This is a genomic window from Actinocrispum wychmicini (assembly GCF_004345645.1).
Taxonomy (GTDB): domain Bacteria; phylum Actinomycetota; class Actinomycetes; order Mycobacteriales; family Pseudonocardiaceae; genus Kibdelosporangium; species Kibdelosporangium wychmicini.
This window is the reverse complement of record NZ_SLWS01000005.1, coordinates 595,195-617,265: the sequence shown is the minus strand read 5'-3', so window position 1 is coordinate 617,265 and position 22,071 is coordinate 595,195. Positions and strand designations below refer to the sequence as shown.

At 68.8% G+C, this 22,071-nt stretch carries 19 protein-coding genes and 1 pseudogene; 9 read left to right on the top strand and 11 right to left on the bottom strand.

Translation table 11 applies throughout. The features are described 5' to 3' along the window. Positions 1-229: 229 nt before the first annotated feature. A complete protein-coding gene (locus tag EV192_RS24860) occupies positions 230-742 on the top strand; it encodes a SigE family RNA polymerase sigma factor (protein WP_132119305.1) in 513 nt (170 codons plus the stop codon). Further along, positions 739-1,503 carry a hypothetical protein gene (locus EV192_RS24855; protein ID WP_132119303.1) on the top strand — a complete coding sequence of 255 codons (765 nt, stop codon included), beginning with the start codon at positions 739-741 and terminating at the stop codon, positions 1,501-1,503. Before EV192_RS24860 ends, EV192_RS24855 begins: the two co-directional genes overlap by 4 nt. Positions 1,504-1,549: 46 nt before the next feature. Here the strand turns inward: EV192_RS24855 and EV192_RS24850 are convergent, their stop codons facing one another. Next, on the bottom strand, positions 1,550-2,122 hold the full coding sequence (locus tag EV192_RS24850) for a hypothetical protein (protein WP_132119301.1): 573 nt from the start codon (positions 2,120-2,122) through the stop codon (positions 1,550-1,552). 94 nt (positions 2,123-2,216) lie between these two features. After that, positions 2,217-4,205, bottom strand: a complete 1,989-nt coding sequence (locus tag EV192_RS24845) for a thioredoxin domain-containing protein (protein ID WP_132119299.1) — start codon at positions 4,203-4,205, stop codon at positions 2,217-2,219. Between the two features lie 64 nt (positions 4,206-4,269). Here EV192_RS24845 and EV192_RS24840 point away from each other — a divergent pair. Together EV192_RS24840 and EV192_RS24835 are read left to right on the top strand one after the other, a co-directional pair. Beyond that, positions 4,270-5,668 (top strand): annotated as a pseudogene (locus EV192_RS24840) (3' terminal RNA ribose 2'-O-methyltransferase Hen1). Next, positions 5,665-8,205 (top strand): polynucleotide kinase-phosphatase, encoded by a 2,541-nt coding sequence (locus EV192_RS24835; RefSeq protein ID WP_132119297.1) that lies wholly within the window; start codon positions 5,665-5,667, stop codon positions 8,203-8,205. The pseudogene EV192_RS24840 and the gene EV192_RS24835 overlap by 4 nt, the downstream one beginning before the upstream one ends. A gap of 6 nt (positions 8,206-8,211) precedes the next feature. On the opposite strand, the gene EV192_RS24830 is transcribed toward EV192_RS24835, so the two are convergent. Next, positions 8,212-8,481, bottom strand: coding sequence for a hypothetical protein (locus tag EV192_RS24830; protein WP_132119295.1), 270 nt, complete (start codon positions 8,479-8,481; stop codon positions 8,212-8,214). Then, positions 8,478-9,359: a mycothiol conjugate amidase Mca gene (mca, locus tag EV192_RS24825; protein WP_132119293.1), complete on the bottom strand. Its 882-nt coding sequence runs from the start codon at positions 9,357-9,359 to the stop codon at positions 8,478-8,480. The genes EV192_RS24830 and mca overlap by 4 nt, the downstream gene beginning before the upstream one ends. Positions 9,360-9,501: 142 nt before the next feature. Here mca and EV192_RS24820 point away from each other — a divergent pair, with 142 nt between their 5' ends. Together EV192_RS24820 and greA are read left to right on the top strand one after the other, a co-directional pair. Beyond that, on the top strand, positions 9,502-9,957 hold the full coding sequence (locus tag EV192_RS24820) for a DUF4307 domain-containing protein (protein ID WP_132119828.1): 456 nt from the start codon (positions 9,502-9,504) through the stop codon (positions 9,955-9,957). Between the two features lie 171 nt (positions 9,958-10,128). After that, complete coding sequence (gene greA, locus EV192_RS24815) at positions 10,129-10,626, top strand: transcription elongation factor GreA (RefSeq protein ID WP_132119826.1); 498 nt, start codon at positions 10,129-10,131, stop codon at positions 10,624-10,626. A gap of 51 nt (positions 10,627-10,677) precedes the next feature. On the opposite strand, the gene EV192_RS24810 is transcribed toward greA, so the two are convergent. From EV192_RS24810 to EV192_RS24800, 3 genes are read right to left on the bottom strand one after another with little or no spacing between them, the layout of a single operon-like run. Beyond that, positions 10,678-11,166 (bottom strand): Lrp/AsnC family transcriptional regulator, encoded by a 489-nt coding sequence (locus EV192_RS24810; protein WP_243727045.1) that lies wholly within the window; start codon positions 11,164-11,166, stop codon positions 10,678-10,680. Next, the gene (locus tag EV192_RS24805) at positions 11,157-13,700 is read right to left on the bottom strand and encodes an MFS transporter (RefSeq protein WP_132119291.1); all 2,544 of its coding nucleotides are present in this window, start codon (positions 13,698-13,700) and stop codon (positions 11,157-11,159) included. The genes EV192_RS24810 and EV192_RS24805 overlap by 10 nt, the downstream gene beginning before the upstream one ends. After that, on the bottom strand, positions 13,697-14,191 hold the full coding sequence (locus EV192_RS24800) for a MarR family winged helix-turn-helix transcriptional regulator (RefSeq protein WP_132119289.1): 495 nt from the start codon (positions 14,189-14,191) through the stop codon (positions 13,697-13,699). The genes EV192_RS24805 and EV192_RS24800 overlap by 4 nt, the downstream gene beginning before the upstream one ends. 211 nt (positions 14,192-14,402) lie before the next feature. Here EV192_RS24800 and hppD point away from each other — a divergent pair, with 211 nt between their 5' ends. After that, positions 14,403-15,605: a 4-hydroxyphenylpyruvate dioxygenase gene (gene hppD / locus EV192_RS24795; RefSeq protein WP_132119287.1), complete on the top strand. Its 1,203-nt coding sequence runs from the start codon at positions 14,403-14,405 to the stop codon at positions 15,603-15,605. 128 nt (positions 15,606-15,733) lie between these two features. On the opposite strand, the gene EV192_RS24790 is transcribed toward hppD, so the two are convergent. Further along, positions 15,734-17,077, bottom strand: a complete 1,344-nt coding sequence (locus tag EV192_RS24790) for an RNA polymerase sigma factor (RefSeq protein ID WP_132119285.1) — start codon at positions 17,075-17,077, stop codon at positions 15,734-15,736. 117 nt (positions 17,078-17,194) lie between these two features. On the opposite strand from EV192_RS24790, the gene EV192_RS24785 reads away from it, so the two are divergent. After that, positions 17,195-18,280 carry a family 1 glycosylhydrolase gene (locus tag EV192_RS24785; protein ID WP_132119283.1) on the top strand — a complete coding sequence of 362 codons (1,086 nt, stop codon included), beginning with the start codon at positions 17,195-17,197 and terminating at the stop codon, positions 18,278-18,280. Between the two features lie 132 nt (positions 18,281-18,412). Next, positions 18,413-18,652, top strand: a complete 240-nt coding sequence (locus tag EV192_RS24780; protein WP_132119281.1) for a hypothetical protein — start codon at positions 18,413-18,415, stop codon at positions 18,650-18,652. A gap of 42 nt (positions 18,653-18,694) precedes the next feature. Here EV192_RS24780 and EV192_RS24775 read toward each other — a convergent pair whose 3' ends face one another. From EV192_RS24775 to EV192_RS24765, 3 genes are all read right to left on the bottom strand, one after another. Next, a complete protein-coding gene (locus EV192_RS24775) occupies positions 18,695-19,852 on the bottom strand; it encodes a cystathionine gamma-synthase (RefSeq protein WP_132119279.1) in 1,158 nt (385 codons plus the stop codon). Between the two features lie 83 nt (positions 19,853-19,935). After that, entirely contained in the window at positions 19,936-20,637 is a 702-nt protein-coding gene (locus EV192_RS24770) for a hypothetical protein (protein WP_132119277.1), read from the bottom strand. 196 nt (positions 20,638-20,833) lie between these two features. Further along, the gene (locus tag EV192_RS24765; protein ID WP_132119275.1) at positions 20,834-21,982 is read right to left on the bottom strand and encodes a tetraspanin family protein; all 1,149 of its coding nucleotides are present in this window, start codon (positions 21,980-21,982) and stop codon (positions 20,834-20,836) included. Positions 21,983-22,071: the final 89 nt, after the last annotated feature.

Below are 22,071 nucleotides of genomic sequence, written 5' to 3'. Positions count from 1 at the left end.
AACCGCTTGCCGCCCATAGCTGTTTCTTACCGCACACGCACCCGGTTGAACCGCCCCAACGGGTGACATAAGGCGCACCGCGTGTCTCAGCCGGCTTGCAGGTCGATGTGGGTGGGTGGTTCTTCGACCGGTGCGGGATGGGGCTCGGGAGTGAAGGTTCTGCTCGGATGAGGCAACTTCGGCCGGATCGCCGTCCGTAGGTAATGACGGGACAAGGCGAGGAGGCCGAATGAAGGCTGAGGACGACACAGGATTCCGGGACTTCGCCCGCGCCCGGACGCTGTCCATGCGCCGAACCGCGTACCTGCTGTGTGGGGACTGGCACCTGGCTGAGGATCTGGTCCAGACCGCGTTGTTCAAGCTCTACCGGGCGTGGCCCCGGGTGAAGGACAGCGCGGGCTTCGACAACTACATGCGGCGGGTTCTGCTCCGGTGTTGGTTGGACGAGAGACGGCGGCCGTGGCGCAGGCGGGAGAACCGGGACGGGATCGTGCCCGAGACCGAGCATGTCGACCGGATCCCTGGCATCTCGGACATCCTGGTGGACGCGCTCGCCAAGCTACCGTCGAAACAACGCGCCGCAGTCGTCATGCGCTACTGCGATGACCTCTCGATCGCCGAGGTCGCCGCCGCCATGCGCTGCTCCGAAGGAACCGTCAAAAGCCAGACCTCCCGTGGTCTGACCACCTTGCGTCAGATCGTGGACCGGCTGGACCTGACCGACAGGAGCAACCAGACATGAACGACCATGAGATCGAATCGGGGCTGCGCAGCCTCACTCTGGTGGAACCCGACCTGGGTTTCGACCCCGACGAGGTTGTCACGCGCGCGGCCAAGCTGCAGCGCACTCGGCGCGCCACTTTCATCGCGCTAGGTGGAGCGGCTGTGGTGGTCGTGGTGACCGCGGCGGCCATTGCCGTGTTCCGCGGCGGCGGTGCCACCGCGGTCCCGGTGACCGAGGCGAACACACCCCCCACGACTGTGCCGTGGACACCATCGCCGACCGCACAACCGCCCTTCGACGAGACCGCGCAAGTAGCGAGGATCAACGGTCACATGGACGCTGTGTTCCCGTCCGTCGTGCCTGGTGCGACCGACGTCCAGAACGCCAGCGGGCAGCAGTACACGCAACTGGACTCGATGACCTTGACCAAACGGTTCCAGGACGCCAACGGCTCTGCCTCGTTCAATCTGACCGTCAACGGCGGGTATTCCAGCAAGTATCTGGTGCGGTTGCCGGACGACGAGTGCTTCGACGGGTGTGTGCGTCGCCCGCAGCCGGACGGCAGCTTGGTGATCATCAGGACAGGCAAGACCGACGGCAGGCGGCCGGGTGATCAGACCGCCGTTCACTACCGGCGGGACGGCACTTCGGTCAACATCATTCAAACCAACTTCGCCGCCACCTCGACCGGCTCGGTTCAGCCCGGCGTACGGCCGTTCCCGCTCAACGAACAGCAGCTCATCGCCCTGCTGACCGACCCGGCCTTCACCTTGACCTAGGCCGGGCGGGGTGGGCGCGCATCGGGGGGCGCGCCCACCCCTTTTCTCACAGCTCAGGGCCTTTCGCCCGCAGGTCGTCCACTTTGGACATCGCTTCGCGGAGCTCACCGAGCCAGGTGTCGGCGTGCTCGCCGACCAGGCGGACGGCCCAGGCGAGGGCTTCCGACCGCGACCGCGCGACACCCGCGTCGACCAGGGTGTCCAGGATCAGCCGCTCCGGCTGACGCAGGCGCGTCATCACCGGCGCGGAGATCGTGGTGAACAGTTCCTCGGTCGAGCCGAGCTTGGCGCCCCACGCGACCTTACGGGCGTAGCGGTGCTCGGCCTGCCGGGCGATCTCGATCCGCTCGTCCCTGGTGTCCTCGCGCCAGCGGCTGATCCGGCCGGACTCGGCCGCCGCGCGGGCCGCGTCGTCCTCGAACTCGCCCTCGAGGGGCGGCAGCTCGCCGACGATGATGATCTCCTCGCGGTCCACCGACACCGTCGGCGGCTCGGTGAACCAGCCGTCGGGCAGGCGGCCGGTGAGCCAGGCGCCCGCGTCGTCCGCGGACGGCAGGTCCGCCTGCTGCCAGCCGCCTCGTCCACGACCGCGTGCGCCTTGCCAGCCTCCGCGTCCCATGTGACCCACTCCCAACATCACGTTCTCCGTCGCTTGATTACATCATTACATCACTACTCAAGCTACGCCTGTAGAACGTGCAATGCTCGCGTGTTCACTCTCGGCTAAGCGCCGTGACCAGGTCGTCGACCGTGGTCACCGGCCGATCGCACACGTACCCACGACACACGTACGCGGCGGGCCGGCCGTCCACGAGCGGCCGGTCGGCGAGCAGCGGCGACGAGTCGGGGGCGCCGGACACGACGACCGCGCCCCCATGCACGTTCGCCACGGCCGCGTCGACCAGGGCGGGCGACGACCCCGAGACGGCCACCTGCACCGGGCCCAGAGCGAGCGCGGAGGCCACGGACAGCCAGTGACCGGCGAAGCGCGGCGCCCTGCTCGCCAGCACGCCCGCGCGCGCCACAGCCTCCTCAGCGGCCTGTCGGTAAGCACCGGCGCGGTCGGCGCCGACCAACAAGGACGCCGTGAGCAGCGCGGACGCCAAGGCCGACGCGCCGGACGGGGTCGCGTTGTCACCCGGGTCGGACGGCCGGTGGACCAGGGCCTCGGCGTCGTCCGCGGTGTCGAAATAGGCGCCTGGGGTGGCCGGGTCGGCGAACCGGGCCAGGGCCAGGTCGAGCAACGACACGGCCTCGGAAAGCCAACGCGCCTCACCAGACGCCTGATACAGCGCCAGCAGTCCAGCGGCCACGCATGAGTAGTCCTCCAGGACACCGAACGAAGGCCCGACCGTGCCGTCCCGCGAGGTCCGGCGCAGCCGTCCGTCGACCATGTGCACGTCGATCAGCAACACCGCGGCCCGGATGGCCGCGGCGATCCACGACGGCTCCTCGAAGACGCGTCCGGCCTGCGCCAACGCCTCGATGGCCAACCCGTTCCACGCCGCCACGACCTTGTCGTCCCGCGCGGGCTGCGGCCGCTGCGTGCGGAAGGCCCACAACCGCGCCCGTACCTGCTCGTACCGGCTGAAGTCCGACGGTTCGGCCAGCAGGCGCAGGGTGGACGTGCCGTATTCGAACGTGCCCTCGTCGGTCACGCCGAACAGTGTGTTCGCCCAGGCACCGTCCTCCTTGCCCAGCACGTCGACGAGTTGCTGGGGCTTCCACACGTAGGTCAGCCCTTCCACGCCTTCGGTGTCCGCGTCCAGGGCGGAGGCGAACCCGCCCTCGGCCGTACCCAGATCGCGCACCAGGAACTCGGCTGTCTCGCGGGCGACCCGCGATACCGTCGGCGCCGCGGTCACCCTGGCCAGATGCGTGTACACGCCAAGCAGCAAAGCGTTGTCGTACAACATCTTCTCGAAATGCGGCACGACCCATCCGGCGTCGACGCTGTACCGGGCGAAGCCGCCGGCGAGCTGGTCGTAGATCCCGCCGCCGGCCATCGCCTCGGCCGTTGCCTCCACAATAGACAATGCCTCGACCGAGCCGGTCCGTTCGTGGTGGCGGATCAGGAACTCCAGGACCATCGACGGCGGGAACTTCGGCGCCCCACCGAAGCCGCCGTGCCGACGGTCGAAGTCGCCGAGCAGGGACGTGACCGCGCCATCCAGATCCACAGTGGACTGCGGCAGCGGCGACGAGTGCGTGGCGAGCGACGCTACCAGCTTGCCGGCGGCGGTACGGACCTCGTCGGAACGCTCGGTCCACGCCTCCACCACGGCCGCCAGCAGCTGCTTGAACGACGGCATCCCACCGCGAGGCGTCGGCGGATAGTAGGTGCCACAGTGGAACGGTTCACCGGCCGGCGTGAGGAAGCACGTCATCGGCCAGCCGCCCTGGCCGGTCATGGCCTGCGTCGCGGTCATGTAGACAGCGTCAACGTCCGGCCGTTCCTCGCGGTCCACCTTGATGTTCACGAAATGCTTGTTCATCAGGGCGGCTGTTTCGGCGTCCTCGAACGACTCATGGGCCATCACATGGCACCAGTGACACGCCGCGTAGCCGACTGAGAGCAGCACGGGCACGTCCCGGCTGGCCGCCTCCGCGAACGCCGCCGGCGACCACGGCCACCAGTCGACCGGGTTGTCGGCGTGCTGAAGCAGGTAGGGGCTGGTGGACTCGGCCAGTCGGTTCGCCATGCCCCTCACCCTAGTGACGTAAACCGGATGATGAAGGCCGAGCCGATGGTGGACACTCTGCGTCGTGCTACTGACGTTGACCACCACCCACCGGCCGGCCACCGACTTGGGATTCCTGCTGCACAAGCATCCTGAACGGGCGCAGTCCTTCACGGTCGCGGCCGGCACCGCGCACGTGTTCTACCCGGTCGCCACACCGGACGAGTGCACGGCCGCGCTGTTGGTCGACATCGACCCGATCGAACTCGTCCGCGGCCGCCATGACAGCGCGTTCACTCTCGGCCAGTACGTCAACGACCGCCCGTACGCGGCCGGGTCGATGCTCGCGGTCGCGCTTGGCTCGGTCTTCCGGACCGCGATGAACGGCATCGCCGGCAGCTACCAGGACCTGGCCGACCAGGCCATCCCGCTGCACGTACACGTCCCGGCGCTGCCCGCGCGCGGCGGCGCCGACCTGGTCACCAGGTTGTTCGAGCCGCTCGGCTGGGACGTCGGGGCGACGAGCTTGCCGATGGACCCGGCGTTCCCGGAGTGGGGCCAGTCGCCGTACGTCGACCTGCGACTGACCGGCACGTTGCGGCTCGGGGAGGCGCTGCGTCACCTGTACGTGCTGCTGCCCGTGCTGGACAACGCGAAGCACTACTGGGTGACCGAGGAGGAGGTCACCAAGCTGCTTCGGGCCGGCGAGGGCTGGCTGGCCGAGCATCCCGAACGCGAGTTCATCAGCCGCCGGTACCTCGCGCACCGCAAGGCCTACGTCCGGTTCGCGTTGAGCCCGGCTGGCCGAGGCGGACGAGACCGACGCGGAGGACCTGGACAACGCGCTGGCCGAGCCGGTCGTGGCCGAGGAGCCGGACCGGCCCGAGCCGCTTGCCGTGCAGCGCCGGGGAAGTGTGATCGCCGTCCTGAAGTCGGTCGGTGCCCGCCGGATCCTCGATCTGGGCTGCGGCGGTGGCGCGTTGCTGCGTGACCTGATCAAGGAGAAGGACTTCACCGAGATCCTGGGTGTGGACGTGTCCGCGCGGGCTCTGGAGGTCGCTGCCCGCCGGTTCGAGCGCACGCCGGAGCGGGTCCGTCAGCGCCTCACGCTTCGGCAGTCGGCGTTGACGTACGTGGACCGGTCGCTGGCCGGCTACGACGCGGCCGTGTTGATGGAGGTGATCGAGCACGTGGACGAGTCGCGCCTGCCAGCGTTGGAGCACAGCGTTTTCGGCGCCGCACGACCGATTACAGTCATCGTCACCACACCCAACGTGGAGTACAACGTGCGGTTCCCGACGCTGCCGGCGGGCAAGAGCCGGCACCCGGACCACCGTTTCGAATGGACACGGGCCCAGTTCCGGACATGGGCGGACGGCGTGGCGGAACGAAACGGCTACGCGGTCCGGTATCTGCCCGTCGGCCAGGACGACCCCGAGGTCGGCCCGCCGACCCAGCTCGCGGTCTTCGAGGTGGCGGCATGAAACTCCTTATCCCTGACATGGCTCTGGTCGCTCTCGTGGGAGCGTCTGGTGCCGGCAAGTCGACGTTCGCGCGCAAGCACTTCAAGAGCACGCAGATCCTTTCGAGCGACTTCTTCCGTGGCCTGGTGTCCGACGACGAGAACGACCAGACGGTGTCGGCTGCGGCGTTCGACGCGCTGCACTACGTAGCCGCCAAGCGGCTGGAAGCCGGCCGCGTAACGGTCATCGACGCCACGAACGTGCAGCGGGAGCCGCGCAAGAGCCTCGTGGAGATGGCCAAGAAGCACAACGTGCTGCCCGTGGCGATCGTGCTGGACATGCCCGAAGCACTGTGCGTCGAGCGGAACGCCGCGCGCCCTGACCGTGACTTCGGCGCGCACGTGATCCGTAGGCACCGCAACGATCTTCGGCGGTCGCTTCGGTCGTTGGAGAAGGAAGGCTTCCGTCGCGTGTACGTGCTGCGTACGCCCGAGGACGTCGAGGCGGCGGAGATCGAGATCGAGCCGTTGCTGAACGACAAGCGGCACGAGACCGGCCCGTTCGACGTGATCGGCGATATCCACGGCTGCCGCGCCGAACTGGTGGAACTCCTCGAATCCCTGGGCTACGTGCTGGATCGCGACGACAGCGGCCGACCGGTGGGCGCCGCGCATCCGGAGGGTCGCCGGGCGGTGTTCGTGGGCGACCTGGTCGACCGCGGCCCGGACACACCGGGCGTGCTGCGGCTGGTCATGGGCATGGTCGAGAACGGCACCGCGTTCTGCGTCTGCGGCAACCACGAACAGAAGCTCGTCCGCGCCCTGCGAGGCCGGAACGTGCGGGTCACCCATGGGCTCGCGGAGTCCCTGGACCAGTTGGGCGCGGAGCCGGCGGACTTCCGCAAGAAGGTGGAGGAGTTCTGCGGCGGCCTGATCGCGCACTACGTCCTGGACGGCGGCAAACTCGTCGTCTCGCACGCGGGCCTGCCGGAGGCGTACCACGGTCGCGCGTCGGGCACGGTTCGCAGTTTCGCGCTGTACGGCGACACCACGGGTGAAACCGACGAGTACGGGCTTCCGGTGCGTTACCCGTGGGCGAACGACTACCGCGGCCGTGCGATGGTCCTCTATGGACACACGCCGACCCCGGTCGCGGAGTGGGTCAACGGGACGATGTGCCTGGACACCGGTGTCGTGTTCGGCGGTCGGTTGACCGCACTGCGCTACCCGGAGAAGGAAGTGGTGTCGGTCCAGGCACACCAGGTCTGGTACGAGCCGGTCCGGCCGCTGGTGCCCGAGGCGCCGGCGGCCACCGAGCTGACCGGGCGACGTGATCCGGACGTGCTCGACCTGGACGACGTGTCCGGCCGGCGGATCGTCGAGACCCAGCACCACGGGCGGATCTCGGTCCGGACCGAGCAGGCCGCGGCGGCGCTGGAGGTGATGAGCCGGTTCGCCGTGGACCCGCGTTGGCTGTTGTACCTGCCGCCGACGATGAGCCCGACCGGGACGTCGACCCTGCCGGACGTCCTGGAGCACCCGCGTGAGGCGTTCGCCGGCTACCGCGCCGACGGCGTGGAAGCCGTTGTGTGCGAAGAGAAGCACATGGGTTCACGGGCGGTCGTCCTGGTGTGCCGGGAATCCGGGGCCGCGCGGTTCGGGATCGACGGCGGCGGCGCCGTGTACACGCGGACCGGCCGGTCGTTCTTCGGCCCCGAACTGACCGAGCGGCTCCTGGAGCGCGTGCGGGCCGGTGTAAGTGTGCTGTGGGACGAGCTGAACACGGACTGGGTGCTGCTGGACGCCGAGCTGATGCCGTGGAGCGCCAAGGCCGGCGGGCTGATCGAGCACCAGTACGCCCCGGTCGGCGCGTCCGCCGAGGCCGCATTGGCGGCGTCGATCGACGCACTGTCCACAGCGGACTCCCGTGGTGTCGACGTGACGGAGTTGCTGACCAGGACTCGGTCCCGGGCCGGCAACGCGGCGGCCTACCGCGAGGCGTACCGCCGCTACTGCTGGCCGACCGACGGGCTGGCGGGTATCAAGCTCGCGCCGTTCCAGGTGCTCGCGGCCGAAGGCCAGTCGTTCGCCACCCGGCCGCACTCCTGGCACCTGGCCATCGCCGACCGCCTGGTGGCGGCGGACCCGACGCTGTTCGCGCCCACCAAACGCCTGCTGGTCGACACCACCAGCGAGAACGACATCGAAGCCGGCGTCACGTGGTGGGACGAGCTGACCGCGGCGGGCGGCGAAGGCATGGTCGTCAAGCCGATGGCGAACCTGACCAGGGGCGCGAAGGGGTTGGTGCAGCCGGGTGTAAAGGTCCGCGGGCGGGAGTACCTGCGGATCATCTACGGGCCCGACTACACCGAGCCGCAGCATCTCAACCGCCTGCGCAAGCGTGGGTTGGGCCGCAAGCGCTCGCTCGCAGGCCGCGAGTACGCACTGGGCATCGAGGCGCTGGACCGGGTCGCTCGCGGCGAGCCGTTGTGGCGCGTACACGAGTGCGTGTTCGCCGTGCTGGCACTCGAGTCTGAACCAGTCGATCCGCGCCTGTGACCGCGCTCACTCAGCGCCGTTGCGTGCCTCCGGCTTGGGGTCGGCGGGCCTCTCCTCGGCCGGGGTCTCGGTCTCCTCCTCGGGCGGGTCGAAGCTCGCCGGCACCCGCTTGAGGTGCTTGGTCATCGAACGGGCCAGGAACACCACCGCGACCAGGAACACCAGCAGCACCAGCAGGCCCACCGGGGAGGACTTGCCGAAGTCCTCGCCCCGGCCGCCCGGGTCGTCCGGTCCTGGCGGTGGCGTGGGTTGCGCCACCATCGCGACAGTGGTCATACATTCACCTTCTCCCTGATGCCGGCGAACAGGTCATCCTCCGGCAGCGTGGTGTCCACGAGCGAGCGCGCCAGCTCGTAGTCCTCCCACGGCCAGATCTCCTGCTGCAGCTCCAGCGGGATGAAGAACCAGCGGCTGTTCGGATCGATCTGGGTGGCGTGGGCCCGCAGCGCGTCGTCCCGCACTGGAAAATACTCCCCGCACTCGATCCGCGACGTCACCCGGTCGGCCACGTCCCCCTTGCCCTCGTCCCACCTCGACAGCCACTCCTTGAACGGCGACTCCATGCCGCGCGCCTCCAGGGCCTCGTGCGTCACCACCAGGCGCTTCCGGGAGAAGCCATGGGTGTAGTACAGCTTCAGCGGACTCCAGGGGTCGCCCGCGTCGGGGAAGCGCTCGGGATCGCCCGCACTGTCGAACGCCGCCACCGACACCTCGTGGCAACGGATGTGGTCGGGGTGCGGGTAGCCGCCGTTCTCGTCGTACGTGACGATCACGTGCGGTTTGAAGTCCCGGATCACCTCGACCAGCTTCTCGGTCGATTCTTCCAGCGGGACCAGTGCGAAGCAGCCCTCGGGCAGCGGCGGCAGCGGATCGCCCTCGGGCAGGCCCGAGTCGACGTAGCCGAGCCAGCGGTGCTGGACGCCGAGGATCTTCGCGGCCTCGGCCATCTCCTCGCGGCGCAACTCGGTCATGTTCTCCAGCACGTCCGGCCGGTCCATCGCCGGGTTGAGGATGCTGCCGCGCTCTCCCCCGGTCAGCGTGACAACCATCACGTCGTGACCTTCGGCCACGTACTTCGCCATGGTCGCCGCACCCTTGCTGGACTCGTCGTCCGGGTGTGCGTGCACCGCCATCAGCCGCAGTTTCTCCACCATGACCTTCGTGGCCCTCCCTTGAGAATGTGGGTCCGCGCACCCCCACGTCACGGCGCAGGACCTGTCCACGGATACTCAGCGAGTACGAGGCCCACATTGTTCCCGGTGGGTCCGACACTTCCGATCGGGAGACCCGTTGACCGTGGACACCCGCGCCGACGCAACCGGCCGTGAGCTGCCGGCGGGCCGCTACGGCTCGGCCCGGCCGAGACCTGGCGGCCGGGTCCGCCGGTGGGTGATCGCCGGGGTGGGCGTCCTGTTCGGCTGCGGGATCGCGTACCTCGGGTACGTGAACCTCGGCAGCCCGCCGATCGACGCCGAGCGCACCGGCTACAGCCCGCTGGACGCGACGTCGATCAAGATCACGTTCGACGTGACCCGCGACTCGCCGGGAAAACCCGCCGAATGCGTGGTCCGAGCGGTGATGCGGGACGGCACGGAGGGCGGCAGGCGGGAGGTCTTCATCCCACCTGGTGGGAGCTCGACCAGGATTTCCGCGGTCATCAGAAGCTCGGGCGAACCGGTCACCGCGGACGTCTTCGGGTGCACTTACCAGGTGCCACCATATCTGTCGACGGGGGCGCCGCCAACGGAGTGAAACCCAAGCCTGATATCGGCAAATAAGACGAAGTGGACACATGATCACTACGGATCGTGTTATCCTCGTACACCGGCACGGCCCCTGGCGGGCCGTGTTTTGCCGTTCCGGGACCTCAGGGTGCCGGAAAAGCCGGCCCGCAAGCCTGTGGGCCCGGAAGGTGACGAGGAGTTGGTGACCGTGAGCGATACCAAGGTGACCTGGCTGACCCAGGATGCCTACAACCGCCTCAAGCAGGAGCTTGACGAGGCGATTGAGAACCGCCCGGTCATCGCCGCGAAGATCAACGCGAGCCGGGAAGAAGGCGACCTGAAGGAGAACGGCGGCTACCACGCGGCCCGCGAGGAGCAGGGCCAAGCCGAGGCCCGGATCCGCCACCTGCAGGAACTGCTGCGCAACGCGAAGGTGGGCGAGGCGCCCGCGAACGACGGCCTGGCCGAGCCCGGCAAGGTGCTCACGATCCGTTACGACGGTGACAACGACGAAGAGCGGTTCCTGCTGGCCACCCGTGAGGAAGGCGCCGAGGGCGACCTGGAGGTCTACTCCCCCGAATCCCCGCTCGGCCGCGCCCTGCTCGGCGCCAAGGAAGGCGAGACCCGCCAGTACGAACTGCCCAGCGGCGCGACCCAGAAGGTCACCCTGATCAAGGCCGTCCCCTTCAACGTCTGACCCGGTGGGTGGGAGCGGCGACCGTCGCTCCCACCCACCGAGACGCGCGCGCTAGCCCTGGGTGACCCGTTCCAGCAACGGACGGAACCTGGGTGGAATCGGGGTCGAGAGCGCTATCGACGTGGACATCCGCTGCACGCCGGGGACGTTCACCACTTCGTCGATCACCCGCTGCAGGTCCGCGTTGGACTTGGCGACCATCCGCACCATCAGGTCGCCCGAGCCGGTGGTGGCGTGCACCTCGCAGACCTCGTCGATGGCCGTCAGCCCTTCGGTGACCAGGCCACGTCGGCCCTGGGCGATCTCCAGGGTGGCGAAGGCGGTCAGGCCGTAGCCCATCGCCGCCAGGTCAAGGGCCGGCGGGAAACCGGTCAGCACGCCGATCCGGTCCAGCCGATCCAGCCGGGCCTGCACGGTCCCGCGAGCCACCCCCAGCCGGCGGGAACACTCCAGGACACCCAGCCGCGGCTCGTCGGTGAGCAGGAGCAGCAGCCGGGCGTCCAGGTCGTCGATCGGATCAGGGGTCGAGGTTACTTCCACTCCTCGAACCCTAGGGTCACGTCGTGCACTGCGTGCTCGCCGTCGCCGAGCTTCACGTGGTCGACCGTGGGCGCGTAGCCGCTGGCGATCACGGTGTACTCGCCCTCAGTCAGGTCCGGGACCTTGAACCGGCCTTCATCGTCGGTCATGGTCACGGTCACCACTTCGCCGTGCTCGTCGACCACGGTGATCCTGGCCTCGGCGATGGCGTTGCCCCGATGGTTGCGGGCCACCCCGCTGATCTGGCTGCCGCTCGCCAGCGGAACGTCCTGGCGGACCTCGCCCACCTCGGGCACCGCCAGCGGAATCGCGGTCGGCCGGAAGCCTTCCACGCTCACCACGAGGGTGTACGCGCCCGCGCCGACGCTCGCGAACCGGTATGTGCCGTCGGGGCCGCTGGTGTGCGAGGTGATCACCTGGCCGGAGCGGTCGGTCAACGTCACGGTCGCCGAAACCAGCGGGACGCCCGTGTCCGCCGCTGAGATCGTGCCGGCGACCTCACCGGCACCGGGCAGGGTCACGTCGACCATGACCGGCTGGGAGTCCATCCGCAGCGAGGACGCGTGCGGGTGGTGACCCGGTGCGGACGCGATCAGCACGTACGCCCCGGCGCCCGGCGCCTGCAGGTGGTAGCGGCCGGCCGCGTCGGCGTTGCCGTGCGCGACCTGCTGGCCGTCCTGGTCGATCAACGTCAGCGCCGCGTCGCCGATGGCCGCGCCGTCGCCTTGCTGCACCAGCCCGTGGATCATCGCCCCGGTCACCGGGAGCGCCCCGGTTACCGGAATCGGTCCAGTAATCTCCGCTGGGTCCTCGTCCGAACGGACATGCCTGCCGCCGGCCGGCAGGGGCTCGTCGGGCACCAACGCCTCGCCGCCCTCGATCATCGCGGCCGCCGGCGCGCCCGTCCGCAGCGGAATCTCCTTGATGAACAAGGAGACCACGAACGCCAGGACCATCACGCCCAAGGCGATCAGGAACACCAGCTGGATGGACGTGGTGAAGCCCTCAAGGAACGGCCTGGCCAGTCGCGGGTCGGCCCGCTGCAGGAACGACGAGTCCTGCAGGGCGCTGCCGGCGCCACCACCGCTCTGCAACGCCTGGAACACCTGCGCGTTGTTGGGATCGGCGCGGACCGCCGGGTCGTTGATCGCCGCCTGGAACTCCGGCGTCGGCACGATCCGGGTGAACGCGTCCTTGATGTTGTCGCCGACCGTGCTGAACAGCACCGACAGGAAGACCGCGACCCCGAGCGTGCCACCCATCTGCCGGAAGAACGTGGCCGACGCGGTCGACACGCCCATGTCCCGCTGTGGCGCGGCGTTCTGCGCCGCGATCGTCAGGGTCTGCATGGACAGGCCGAGACCGAGACCGAACACTCCCATGTAGACCATGGGCTGCCACAGTGGACTGTCCACTCCGACGGTGTGGAACAGGGCCATGCCGCCGGCCAGGAACACCGCGCCGATGATCGGGAAGATCTTGTACCGGCCGGTCCGCGAGGTGATCTGGCCGGACACCGCCGCCGCGATCATGATGCCGAGCATCATCGGCACCATCGCCAGGCCGGCCTCGGTCGGCGTCTGTCCCTTCACGATCTGCAGGTACTGCGGCACCATCGTGATCCCGCCGAACATGCCGACACCCAGGATCACCCCGGCCACGATCACCATCGAGAACGTGGAGTTCCGGAACAGCCGCAACGGGATCAGCGCGGCGTCCTTCATCTTCGCCTCGACCAGACAGAAGAGCACGAGCCCGACCGCGCCGATGCCGTAGCAGAGCAGTGCCTTGTCCGAGCCCCAGCCCCATTCCCGGCCCTGCTCGGCGACGAGCAGCAGCGGCACCACGCCGACCACCAGGGTGACCGCGCCCCACCAGTCGATCTTGTGGTCGTGCCGCTCGTGCGGGACGTTCAGCACGCGGGCCACCACGAACAGCGCGATGATGCCGATCGGCACGTTCACCAGGAAGACCCAGCGCCAGCCGTCGGTGAACCAGATCGTCGTCTGGCCGGCCAGGTAGCCGCCCAGGACCGGGCCCAGCACGCTGGACGTGCCGAACACGGCCATGAAGTAGCCCTGGTACTTGGCGCGTTCCCGGGGCGACACGATGTCGGCGATGATGGTGAACGCCAGCGACATCAGACCGCCGGCGCCCAGTCCCTGCAGGGCACGGAAAGCGGCCAGCTGGTACATGGTCTGCGAGAACGTGCAGGCCAGCGAGCCGACGATGAACAGCGTGATGGCCAGCAGGTAGAACGGCTTGCGGCCGTAGATGTCCGACAGCTTGCCGTAGATCGGCGTCGCGATCGTCGAGGTGATCAGATAGGCGGTGGTCGCCCAGGCCTGCAGGTCCAGGCCCTTGAGGTTGTCGGCGATCGTCCGGATCGAGGTACCGACGATGGTCTGGTCCAGCGCGGCCAGGAACATGCCCAGCATCAGTCCGGACAGGATCACCAGGATCTGCCGGTGGCTCAGCCGTCCCCCGGGCGGAGCCATCGTCGGCGCCGCGGCGACGGCGGCGGTTTCGGTCATCGGGATGCCCCCAGTGGGTGATGGTTCTCAAAGTTGTCGTTGAAGCGGTCCAGCAGCATCACGAGGGTGCGCTGGTCGGTCTGAGACCAGTCGGCCAGCAGCTTCGCGATGTACCCGGTCCGCTCGGCCTTGGCGCGGTCGAACGTACGGCGGCCGGTGTCGGTGGCGACGAGCAGGCACGCCCGGCCGTCCTCCGGGTCGGCCGTGCGCTCGACCAGACCGTGCTGGACGAGCGCGCTGACCTGACGGCTGACAGTGGACGTGTCGGAGTGCACGGCGTCGGCCAACGCCGTGGTCCGCTGCGGCCCCACCCGCACCAGATGGGCGAGCAACGCGTACGCCGCCCGCTCGATCCCGTCCGTCGTCACGCCGGCGAGATGTGCCTTGGCCCGGCTGGTCATGTTCACCAGGCGGATCAGCTGGTAGCCGAGTTCCTCGGCGATGGCCAGCTCGGAGTCCTGTGCCGTGACATTCGGTGTGTGGCCGGCCATGACCTGCACTCTCCGCCAAAAGATTGTTGGTTGTTACAACTAGTTGCCTGACCCAAGCATCGGCTTTTTTTGCGCGCTATGCAAGTTGAGAAAGGGTGACAATGAGCTTGTTGCACAAAATATCGGATAAGTTCGGATCGTTGCCATACAATCTGTACAGTGAATCAGTCGACTGTTGCTCAACATGCGCTACCGGTCAATCCTGGCGACTATGACCGACATCCTTCCCCGCCCCGAGTCACAGCTGGATGACGTGAGCTTTGACCAGCTCAAGCAGCTGGTGGGACTGGTCGAGTACGACTCGGCCAAGGACCCGTTCCCGGTCAAGTCCATGGACGCCGTCGTGTTCGTCGTGGGCAACGCCACTCAGACCGCGTGGTTCTACCAGGCCGCGTTCGGGATGAGCCTGGTCGCGTACTCCGGACCGGAGACCGGCCGCCGGGATCGCAAGTCGTTCGTGCTCAAGTCCGGCTCGGCCCGGTTCGTGATCAACGGCGGCGTCGCCATTGACGGCCCGCTGCTTGACCACCACCGCAGGCACGGCGACGGCGTGGTGGACATCGCGCTGGAAGTCGGCGACGTCGACAAGTGCGTCGAGCACGCACGCGCTCAGGGCGCGACGGTGTTGGAGGAGCCGCACGACGTTTCCGACGAACACGGAACCGTCCGGCTGGCGGCCATCGCGACGTACGGCGAAACCCGCCACACGCTCGTCGACCGCTCCCGCTACTCCGGCCCGTACCTCCCGGGGTACGAGGCACGTGAGGGCTCGGTCAAACGCCCCGAAGGCGCGCCGAAACGGCTGTTCCAGGCGGTCGACCACTGCGTGGGCAACGTCGAGCTCGGCAAGATGGACTACTGGGTCGAGTGGTACAACCGCGTGATGGGCTTCGTGAACATGGCGGAGTTCGTCGGCGACGACATCGCCACCGACTACTCGGCTCTGATGTCCAAAGTGGTGTCCAACGGCAACCACCGGGTCAAGTTCCCGCTCAACGAGCCGGCCATCGCGAAGAAGAAGTCGCAGATCGACGAGTATCTGGAGTTCTACGAAGGTGCCGGCGTGCAGCACATCGCGCTGGCCACCAACGACATCATCGCCACGGTGAACGTGATGGCCGCGGCCGGGGTCGAGTTCCTGGAGACCCCGGACTCGTACTACGACGACCCCGAGCTGCGGGCCCGGATCGGTGAGGTGCGCGTCCCGATCGAGGTGCTCAAGGAGCACCGCATCCTGGTCGACCGGGACGAGGACGGCTACCTGCTGCAGATCTTCACCAAGCCGATCGGTGACCGCCCGACCGTGTTCTACGAACTGATCGAGCGGCACGGCTCACTCGGCTTCGGCAAGGGCAACTTCAAGGCCCTTTTCGAGGCCATTGAGCGGGAACAAGAGCGCCGAGGCAATCTTTAGCGTCGAGGCGCCATCGATACAGCCGAGGCAGTCTCTGATTGTGGGCATGAACGCCGCTGCCTGCACGGCGGTCCCTCGAATATGAGGGGTGGGGGTGGTTGCTGCCCCTAGCAGCCACCCCCACGTTCCTAGCCGCACGGCCGAAGTACGACCGTGCCGACGTACCGCTCCGCGGCGCTGCCACCCCGGTCGATCGCCACCACGGCGATCCGGATCGGACCGCCGGGCGTGCCCGCCTGGTACGGCCCCACTGTGCCGACCCACGTCGACCCGCCTGTGTTCCGCATCGGCACGGTCTGCGTCTTTCCGTTGAGCTGCATGGCAAGCCGGACCAGGGCGAGATCGTGCGACGACGTGATCCCGACCCGGATCGCCGATGTGGTCGGGCCGGCGCACGCGGTGGTGCTGATGGTGGCGTGCTCGATCGCGTCCGGCCCGGCGGTGATCGCCAACGGCGTGTCCGCTCGGGGCGCCGGTGCCGAGGGGACCGGCGGCGCGGCGGGCACGTTGCTCGGCTGGCGCGGACTGGGGGCCGCGCTGGGTCTGGCGGCCGGCGGATCGTCCGACGCCACAGCGTGTGTCGTCGACGATGGCAACGTGACGGGCGGCGCGGCCACTGCGGACACTGACGTTTTCGGTGCCACGTAATCGGTCCGTGGCAGTGGCGTGGAGAACGGGCTGGTGTTGATCGCCGCGACGGTCAGGCAGGCGGCCGCACCGACACCGGCCGCGATCAACCCCTTCCTGAGCGCGAACGCCCCCGCTTTCGTCGGCACGGCAAGGAAACCCGGCATCGCGGCGAAGGTCTCGCGGACCTTGCGCTTCTCCCGCGCCTTCCGTTCAGCGCACGCCTCGCACTTCTCCGTGTGCGCTTCGATCTGCTTCCACATCACCCTCGACGGCGGCCCGTCACTCACCAACCGCGCCACGAAGTCGCAGGTCGGCGCGGCCGTCATCCGGGCCGCGACCGCCGCTTCGGTGAACACCACGGACATATGCCCGTCGGTGGCCTGCAGGCTCGACTGCTTGATGCCCAAGGCAGCCGCGGCATCGGCGTCGGAGATCCGGCCGAGACCCGCGGCGATCCGGATCCGCAGGCGCTTGTCCTGCTTCGCGGTCAGGAACGGCCGCATCTGCTCGGCGAGTTGCTCGGCGGCGAGCAGCGCCAACCGTTCCTCCGCGTCGCCCGCGGTGGCCTGCGCGGGCACGAGGTCGTCCGGCAGGGGTGCGGTCTCAAGCCGTTTGAGCTTGCGCGTCAACACATCGGTCGCCGTGTTGTGCGCGACCTGGGTCAGGTACGCCGACGGCTTCTCGACCTCCTTGTCCTGCAGGTACCGGGCGGCCCGTTCGAAGACCTCCTGGGTGGCGTCCTCAGCGTCCTCGTCGTTGCCCAGGATCCGGCGGCAGATCCGAAATACCAGCGCGCGGTGGGTGACGCAGAGCAGCGCCAAGGTCTCGGAGTCGGTGGTCACGCCTCATAAGACAGCCGAGAGTGGGTCCTGGAGCATAGAAATTCTCGACTCTTCCCTGTCCGTGTCAGGAACCAACCAGTCGAGTGACCCGAAGTCACACCCCGTAGCCTCAGATTCATGTTCCTGTGGGGTGTGGCCGGGTCGGGATACCAGGCCGAGGGGTCGGCGCCGGCCAGCAACTGGAGCCGGCACGCGAGCGGCTACCGCGACTCCGTCGACTTCCTGCACCGGTACCCCGAGGACATCGCGCTGGCCGCGGACCTCGGCGTGCGGGTGTTCCGCTGGTGCGTGGAGTGGGCCCGCGTCCAGCCGACCCCCGGCAAGTGGGACTTCTCGTTCTACGACGACGTGATGTCCCGCGTCCGCGCGGCCGGGATGCGGCCGATGATCACCTTGGACCACTGGGTGTACCCGGCGTGGGCAGGCGGCTGGCGGCAGGCCACGATGCTGGCCGACTGGCTGGCGAACGCCGAGAAAGTGGTCGGCCGGTACGCCGGCGACGGCAGCATGTGGATCACCTTCAACGAGCCCGTCGTCTATATGGCGCAGGAGATCCGGCTCGGCTCGTTCGACCCGAGGATGCCCGTCCGGCTGGTGCGGGCGCACCGGCGCGCGTACCGGATGATCCACTCGCACGACCCGGACGCCATGGTGTCCAGCAACACCGCGTACCTGCCGCTGGTCAGCCACGGGTCGGACCTGGCCTTTCTCGCCTGGGTCGCGGACACCCTTGACTTCGTCGGCATCGACTACTACTACGACGTGCGCCCCGGCAACCTCACCGCCGTGTACGCCACCGCCGGCGAGCTCTGGCGGATCGACCCCGAACCCAAGGGCATCTACCACGCGTTGCGCGGCTACGCCCGCCGCTTCCCCAAGCTGCCGCTGTACGTGGTGGAGAACGGGATGCCCACGGACAACGGCCGACCCCGCGCGGACGGGTACACCAGGTCCGACCATCTGCGCGACCACGTCTACTGGGTGCTGCGGGCCAGAAGTGAAGGTGTGAACGTGATCGGCTTCAACTACTGGAGCCTGACCGACAACTTCGAGTGGGGCAGCTACCGACCGAGGTTCGGACTGTACACAGTGGACGTCGAGACCGATCCGGAGCTGGTGAGGAGGCCGACCGACGCCGTGGCGGCGTACCGCGAGATCATCGCCGCCGGCGGCCTGCCCGCCGGCTACCGGCCACTGCGCTGAGCATTCCGCCGGTACATCGGCGGGTGCGTTGCTTAAGGAATCCTGTCATTGTGGCCGAGCCGACACATTCTCCCGGGCCTGCGGGTATCCTCGGCAACAACGAGTAGTCGTCGACGAAAGACCGAGTGACCAATGGCAGTGACCAGGGCAGCCGGGGTGATGCCGCTGGTCGGCGCGCTCACCGCCGCCGTGGCACTGGCCGGGGTGGCCGTGTTCAGCGCGTCCAGCGCCGGCTGCGTCAGCCCAGGCCAGTACGTGCAGCGGGACGGCTACATCGAACTGGTCGGCGGCTGTGTCGACCCGCAGCGGCTGCCGCCGGCCCCGGCCAAGGACCAGGCCCCGCACGACCAGCCGTCCTCGTTCCAGCAGTAAGAAGCCCCCGGCGACGAGACGCCGGGGGCCGTTCCGCCTTGTTCAGCTGAGCGCCTGCAGCAGGTCCTGTACCAGGTCGGTGCCGTCCTCGATGCCCACCGACAGCCGGACCAGGTTGTCCGGCACCTCCAGCTCCGAGCCTGCCACGCTGGCGTGCGTCATCTTGTGCGGGTGCTCGATCAGCGACTCGACGCCGCCCAGCGACTCGGCCAGGATGAACAGCTTCGTCCGGGCGGTGACGTTCTGGGCCGCCTGCTCGCCGCCGGCCACCGTGAACGACACCATGCCGCCGAACCGGCGCATCTGCTTGGCGGCGACCTCGTGCCCCGGGTGTTCCAGCAGGCCCGGGTAGTACACGCGCTGCACGCGCGGGTGGCCGAGCAGGGCTTCCACGACTCGTTCGGCGTTGTCCGAATGACGCTCCATCCGGACCGCCAACGTCTTCACGCCGCGCAGCGTCAGCCAGGCGTCGAACGGACCGGGCACCGCGCCCGCCGCGTTGCGCAGGAACGCGAACTGGTCGTTCAGTTCGTCGTCCGAGGTGATCAGCGCGCCGCCGACCACGTCGGAGTGGCCACCGAGGTACTTGGTGGTCGAGTGCAGCACCACATCCGCGCCGAGGCCGAGCGGCGACTGCAGGTACGGCGTGGCGAACGTGTTGTCCACCACCAGTTTCGCGCCCGCCTCCGCCGCGATCGCGGCCAGTCCGCTGACGTCCGAGACGGCCAGCAACGGGTTCGTCGGCGTCTCACACCAGATCACCTTGGTGTTCGGGCGAACGGCCGCGCGCACCGCCGCCAGGTCCGCCTGGTGCACCGGGGTGTGCTCGATGCCCCACAGCGACAACACCTTGTCCACCAACCGGAACGTGCCGCCGTAGGCGTCGTCCGGGATCACGATGTGGTCGCCGGGACGCAGCATCGTCCGCATCGCCACGTCGCTCGCGGCCATGCCGGACGGGAACGCCTGTGCGTGCCGGCCGCCCTCCAACGAGGCCAGACACTCCTCCAGCGCGGTCCTCGTGGGGTTACGCGTACGCGAGTACTCGTAACCGCCCTCCCGCAGCCCGCCGACGCCGTCCTGGGCGAAGGTGGAGGTCGCGTAGATGGGCGGGATCACCGATCCGGTACGGGGATCAGGCCGTTGTCCCACGTGGATTGCCCTGGTCTCGAAACCGAGCCGGGAGTCCTCTTCTGACATACGACAAGCCTACGTGGAACCGGCCGGGCGACCGCATCCTGGGATGGATCACCCGGCCGGTGGCCGTTGTCACGCGCCAGGGGTCACCACCCCTGTTGCTGGGGCGGGTAGCCGCCCTGCTGCCCTTGCTGCCCCTGCTGTGGGTAGCCGCCCTGGCCCTGCTGCGGCTGGTAGCCCGGGTAGTCCTGCTGCGGGAACCCACCGGAGTTCGGCGCGTTGTAGCCCTGCTGCTGGAAACCGCCCGAGTTCGGGTACTGCTCGGCCGCGTACGAGTCGGCGCCGCCACCACCGCGCAGGTGTCGCATGGTCGGCGGGATCACCGCGAAGATGAACGCCAACGGCGCGACGATCAACGTCAACGCCTGGAACGTGGTCGCGGTCTCGACGAACTTGAACGCGACTTCCAGGTACAGGCTGACCGCCGAACCGCCGCCACCGGCCAGCAGCGGGAACAGGAAGAACCCGGCAACCGCCAGGATCGCGCCGATGATGATCAGCGCGGCGCCGGCGACCTTCCGCCCGAACGCCAACATCGCGCCGAGCAGCAGGAGCAGCCCGGCGACGGCGTCGGTCCCGATCACCGCCCACGACTTGCCGTCGAGGGAGCTGAGCTTGACCCCGTCCAGGGTCTTGACCAGGAAGACGATCTCGAAGGCGGCCACCGCGAGGGCGAGCAGCGCGGCGATGATCGCGGTGGCGGGATTGGTGCCGCCACCCGTTTCCGCGGGGTGGCCGCCGCCGGAATATGGCTGCTGCGGGTAACCACCCTGCTGTGGATAGCTCACGACTTTCCCCCAACCGCTCGGGTTTGTGGACTGCTCTGTTCGAGTGCTCACAGTAACCCAGACGATGGACATCAGGGGTCGGTTTCCCCCGGACTTACCGCCGCTGGCCAGCACGTTTAGCCCGAACGGGCAACCGGGGCGGACAAAGGGGCGCCCCGGCCGAATCGGCCGGGGCGCCCCGTGTTCGAGTCGTCACTCACCACTGTTGCGGTGGCTGCTGACCACCGCCGTACGGCGGCTGCTGCGGCGGCTGGCCGTAGCCGGGAGGCGGCTGCTGGCCGTACCCAGGCGGCGGCTGCTGGCCGTATCCGGGGGGCGGCTGCTGACCGTAGCCCGGAGGCGGCGCCTGCTGGCCGTACCCGGGCGGGGCGAACCCGGGCGCTCCACCCGCACCGCCGAGCACGGACGCGCCCGGGTCCAGGAAGTGCTTGGTCGCCGGGATGTAGCCCAACGCCCCCAGCGCGCCCACGATCAGGCCCGCGATCAGGAAGTACGTCGCCGCCAGCACGCTGCCGGAGAACGAGATCATGATGATGATGCCGCCGACGAACATGCCCGCGCCACCGGCCGCGGTGGCCAGGACCCCCATCTTGTTCTTCATGTAGATGAAGACACCACCGGCGACGGCGGCGATGCCACCGAGGAGGGCCAGGATCACCGAGATCCACAGGATCGCCGGGCTCGGCCCGGAACTCACACCCGGTACCCTGCCCGCGAGTTCCCCACGCGCGCTGTAGTAGGTGCTGTAGTCGCTGACCAGGCCGAAGTCGGTCAGCGCGAGGATCGCCGCGAGCAGGCCGAACAGCCCGGCCGCGCCGGCGATGCCCCACTGGATCATCTGCGGGTTGATGCCCTGGCCGCCGAACTGCGGCGGCTGGCCGAAGCCCTGCTGCTGGGCGAACCCACCCTGCTGCTGGTAGCCGGGCGGCGGGCCGTAACCCGGCGGCGGCTGCTGACCGTACTGCTGTTGTGGCGGCTGCTGGCCGAACTGGGACTGCTGCGGCTGCCCGATCTGCTGGGTGTACTGCGGCGCGCCCGGGAAGCCACCGGGCGGTGACTGCGGGTCGGACGCACTGGGGGGTGGGTCGTACTGCGGGGCCGGCGGCGGCATCGAGCCCGGTGGGACCATCTGGGTCGCCTCACCCTGCTGCGGCTGCCCACCGATGGGCGGCTGCTGGCCGGGCTGGACGACCTGGGTCCTCTCCGGGCCCTGGTCCTGCACCGGTTGCCCCGGTGTCTGACCGGGCTGCAGGATCTGGGTCCGCTCGGGTTCCTGCTGGCCGGCCGGCTCCTGCGGGGGCTGACCGCCCTGCCATGGCTGGTTCGGCGGCTGCGGAGCACTCATTGGGTAACAACTCCCTTGGCCTGGACCTTGACATTCCAACCCCTACCGGGGCCGCACCCCCAGCAGGCGATCGGGGGTAACGCTAGTCG

Bases quoted from the DNA above. Each gene is read 5' to 3' on its own strand.
- EV192_RS24845 (WP_132119299.1), bottom strand. From the start codon at position 4,205: ATGGCGAACCGACTGGCCGAGTCCACCAGCCCCTACCTGCTTCAGCAC.
- EV192_RS24850 (WP_132119301.1), bottom strand. From the start codon at position 2,122: ATGGGACGCGGAGGCTGGCAAGGCGCACGCGGTCGTGGACGAGGCGGC.
- EV192_RS24830 (WP_132119295.1), bottom strand. From the start codon at position 8,481: ATGACCACTGTCGCGATGGTGGCGCAACCCACGCCACCGCCAGGACCG.
- EV192_RS24860 (WP_132119305.1), top strand. From the start codon at position 230: ATGAAGGCTGAGGACGACACAGGATTCCGGGACTTCGCCCGCGCCCGG.
- hppD (WP_132119287.1), top strand. From the start codon at position 14,403: ATGACCGACATCCTTCCCCGCCCCGAGTCACAGCTGGATGACGTGAGC.
- EV192_RS24765 (WP_132119275.1), bottom strand. From the start codon at position 21,982: ATGAGTGCTCCGCAGCCGCCGAACCAGCCATGGCAGGGCGGTCAGCCC.
- EV192_RS24800 (WP_132119289.1), bottom strand. From the start codon at position 14,191: ATGGCCGGCCACACACCGAATGTCACGGCACAGGACTCCGAGCTGGCC.
- EV192_RS24855 (WP_132119303.1), top strand. From the start codon at position 739: ATGAACGACCATGAGATCGAATCGGGGCTGCGCAGCCTCACTCTGGTG.
- EV192_RS24835 (WP_132119297.1), top strand. From the start codon at position 5,665: ATGAAACTCCTTATCCCTGACATGGCTCTGGTCGCTCTCGTGGGAGCG.
- EV192_RS24775 (WP_132119279.1), bottom strand. From the start codon at position 19,852: ATGTCAGAAGAGGACTCCCGGCTCGGTTTCGAGACCAGGGCAATCCAC.
- EV192_RS24780 (WP_132119281.1), top strand. From the start codon at position 18,413: ATGGCAGTGACCAGGGCAGCCGGGGTGATGCCGCTGGTCGGCGCGCTC.
- EV192_RS24805 (WP_132119291.1), bottom strand. From the start codon at position 13,700: ATGACCGAAACCGCCGCCGTCGCCGCGGCGCCGACGATGGCTCCGCCC.
- EV192_RS24785 (WP_132119283.1), top strand. From the start codon at position 17,195: ATGTTCCTGTGGGGTGTGGCCGGGTCGGGATACCAGGCCGAGGGGTCG.
- mca (WP_132119293.1), bottom strand. From the start codon at position 9,359: ATGGTGGAGAAACTGCGGCTGATGGCGGTGCACGCACACCCGGACGAC.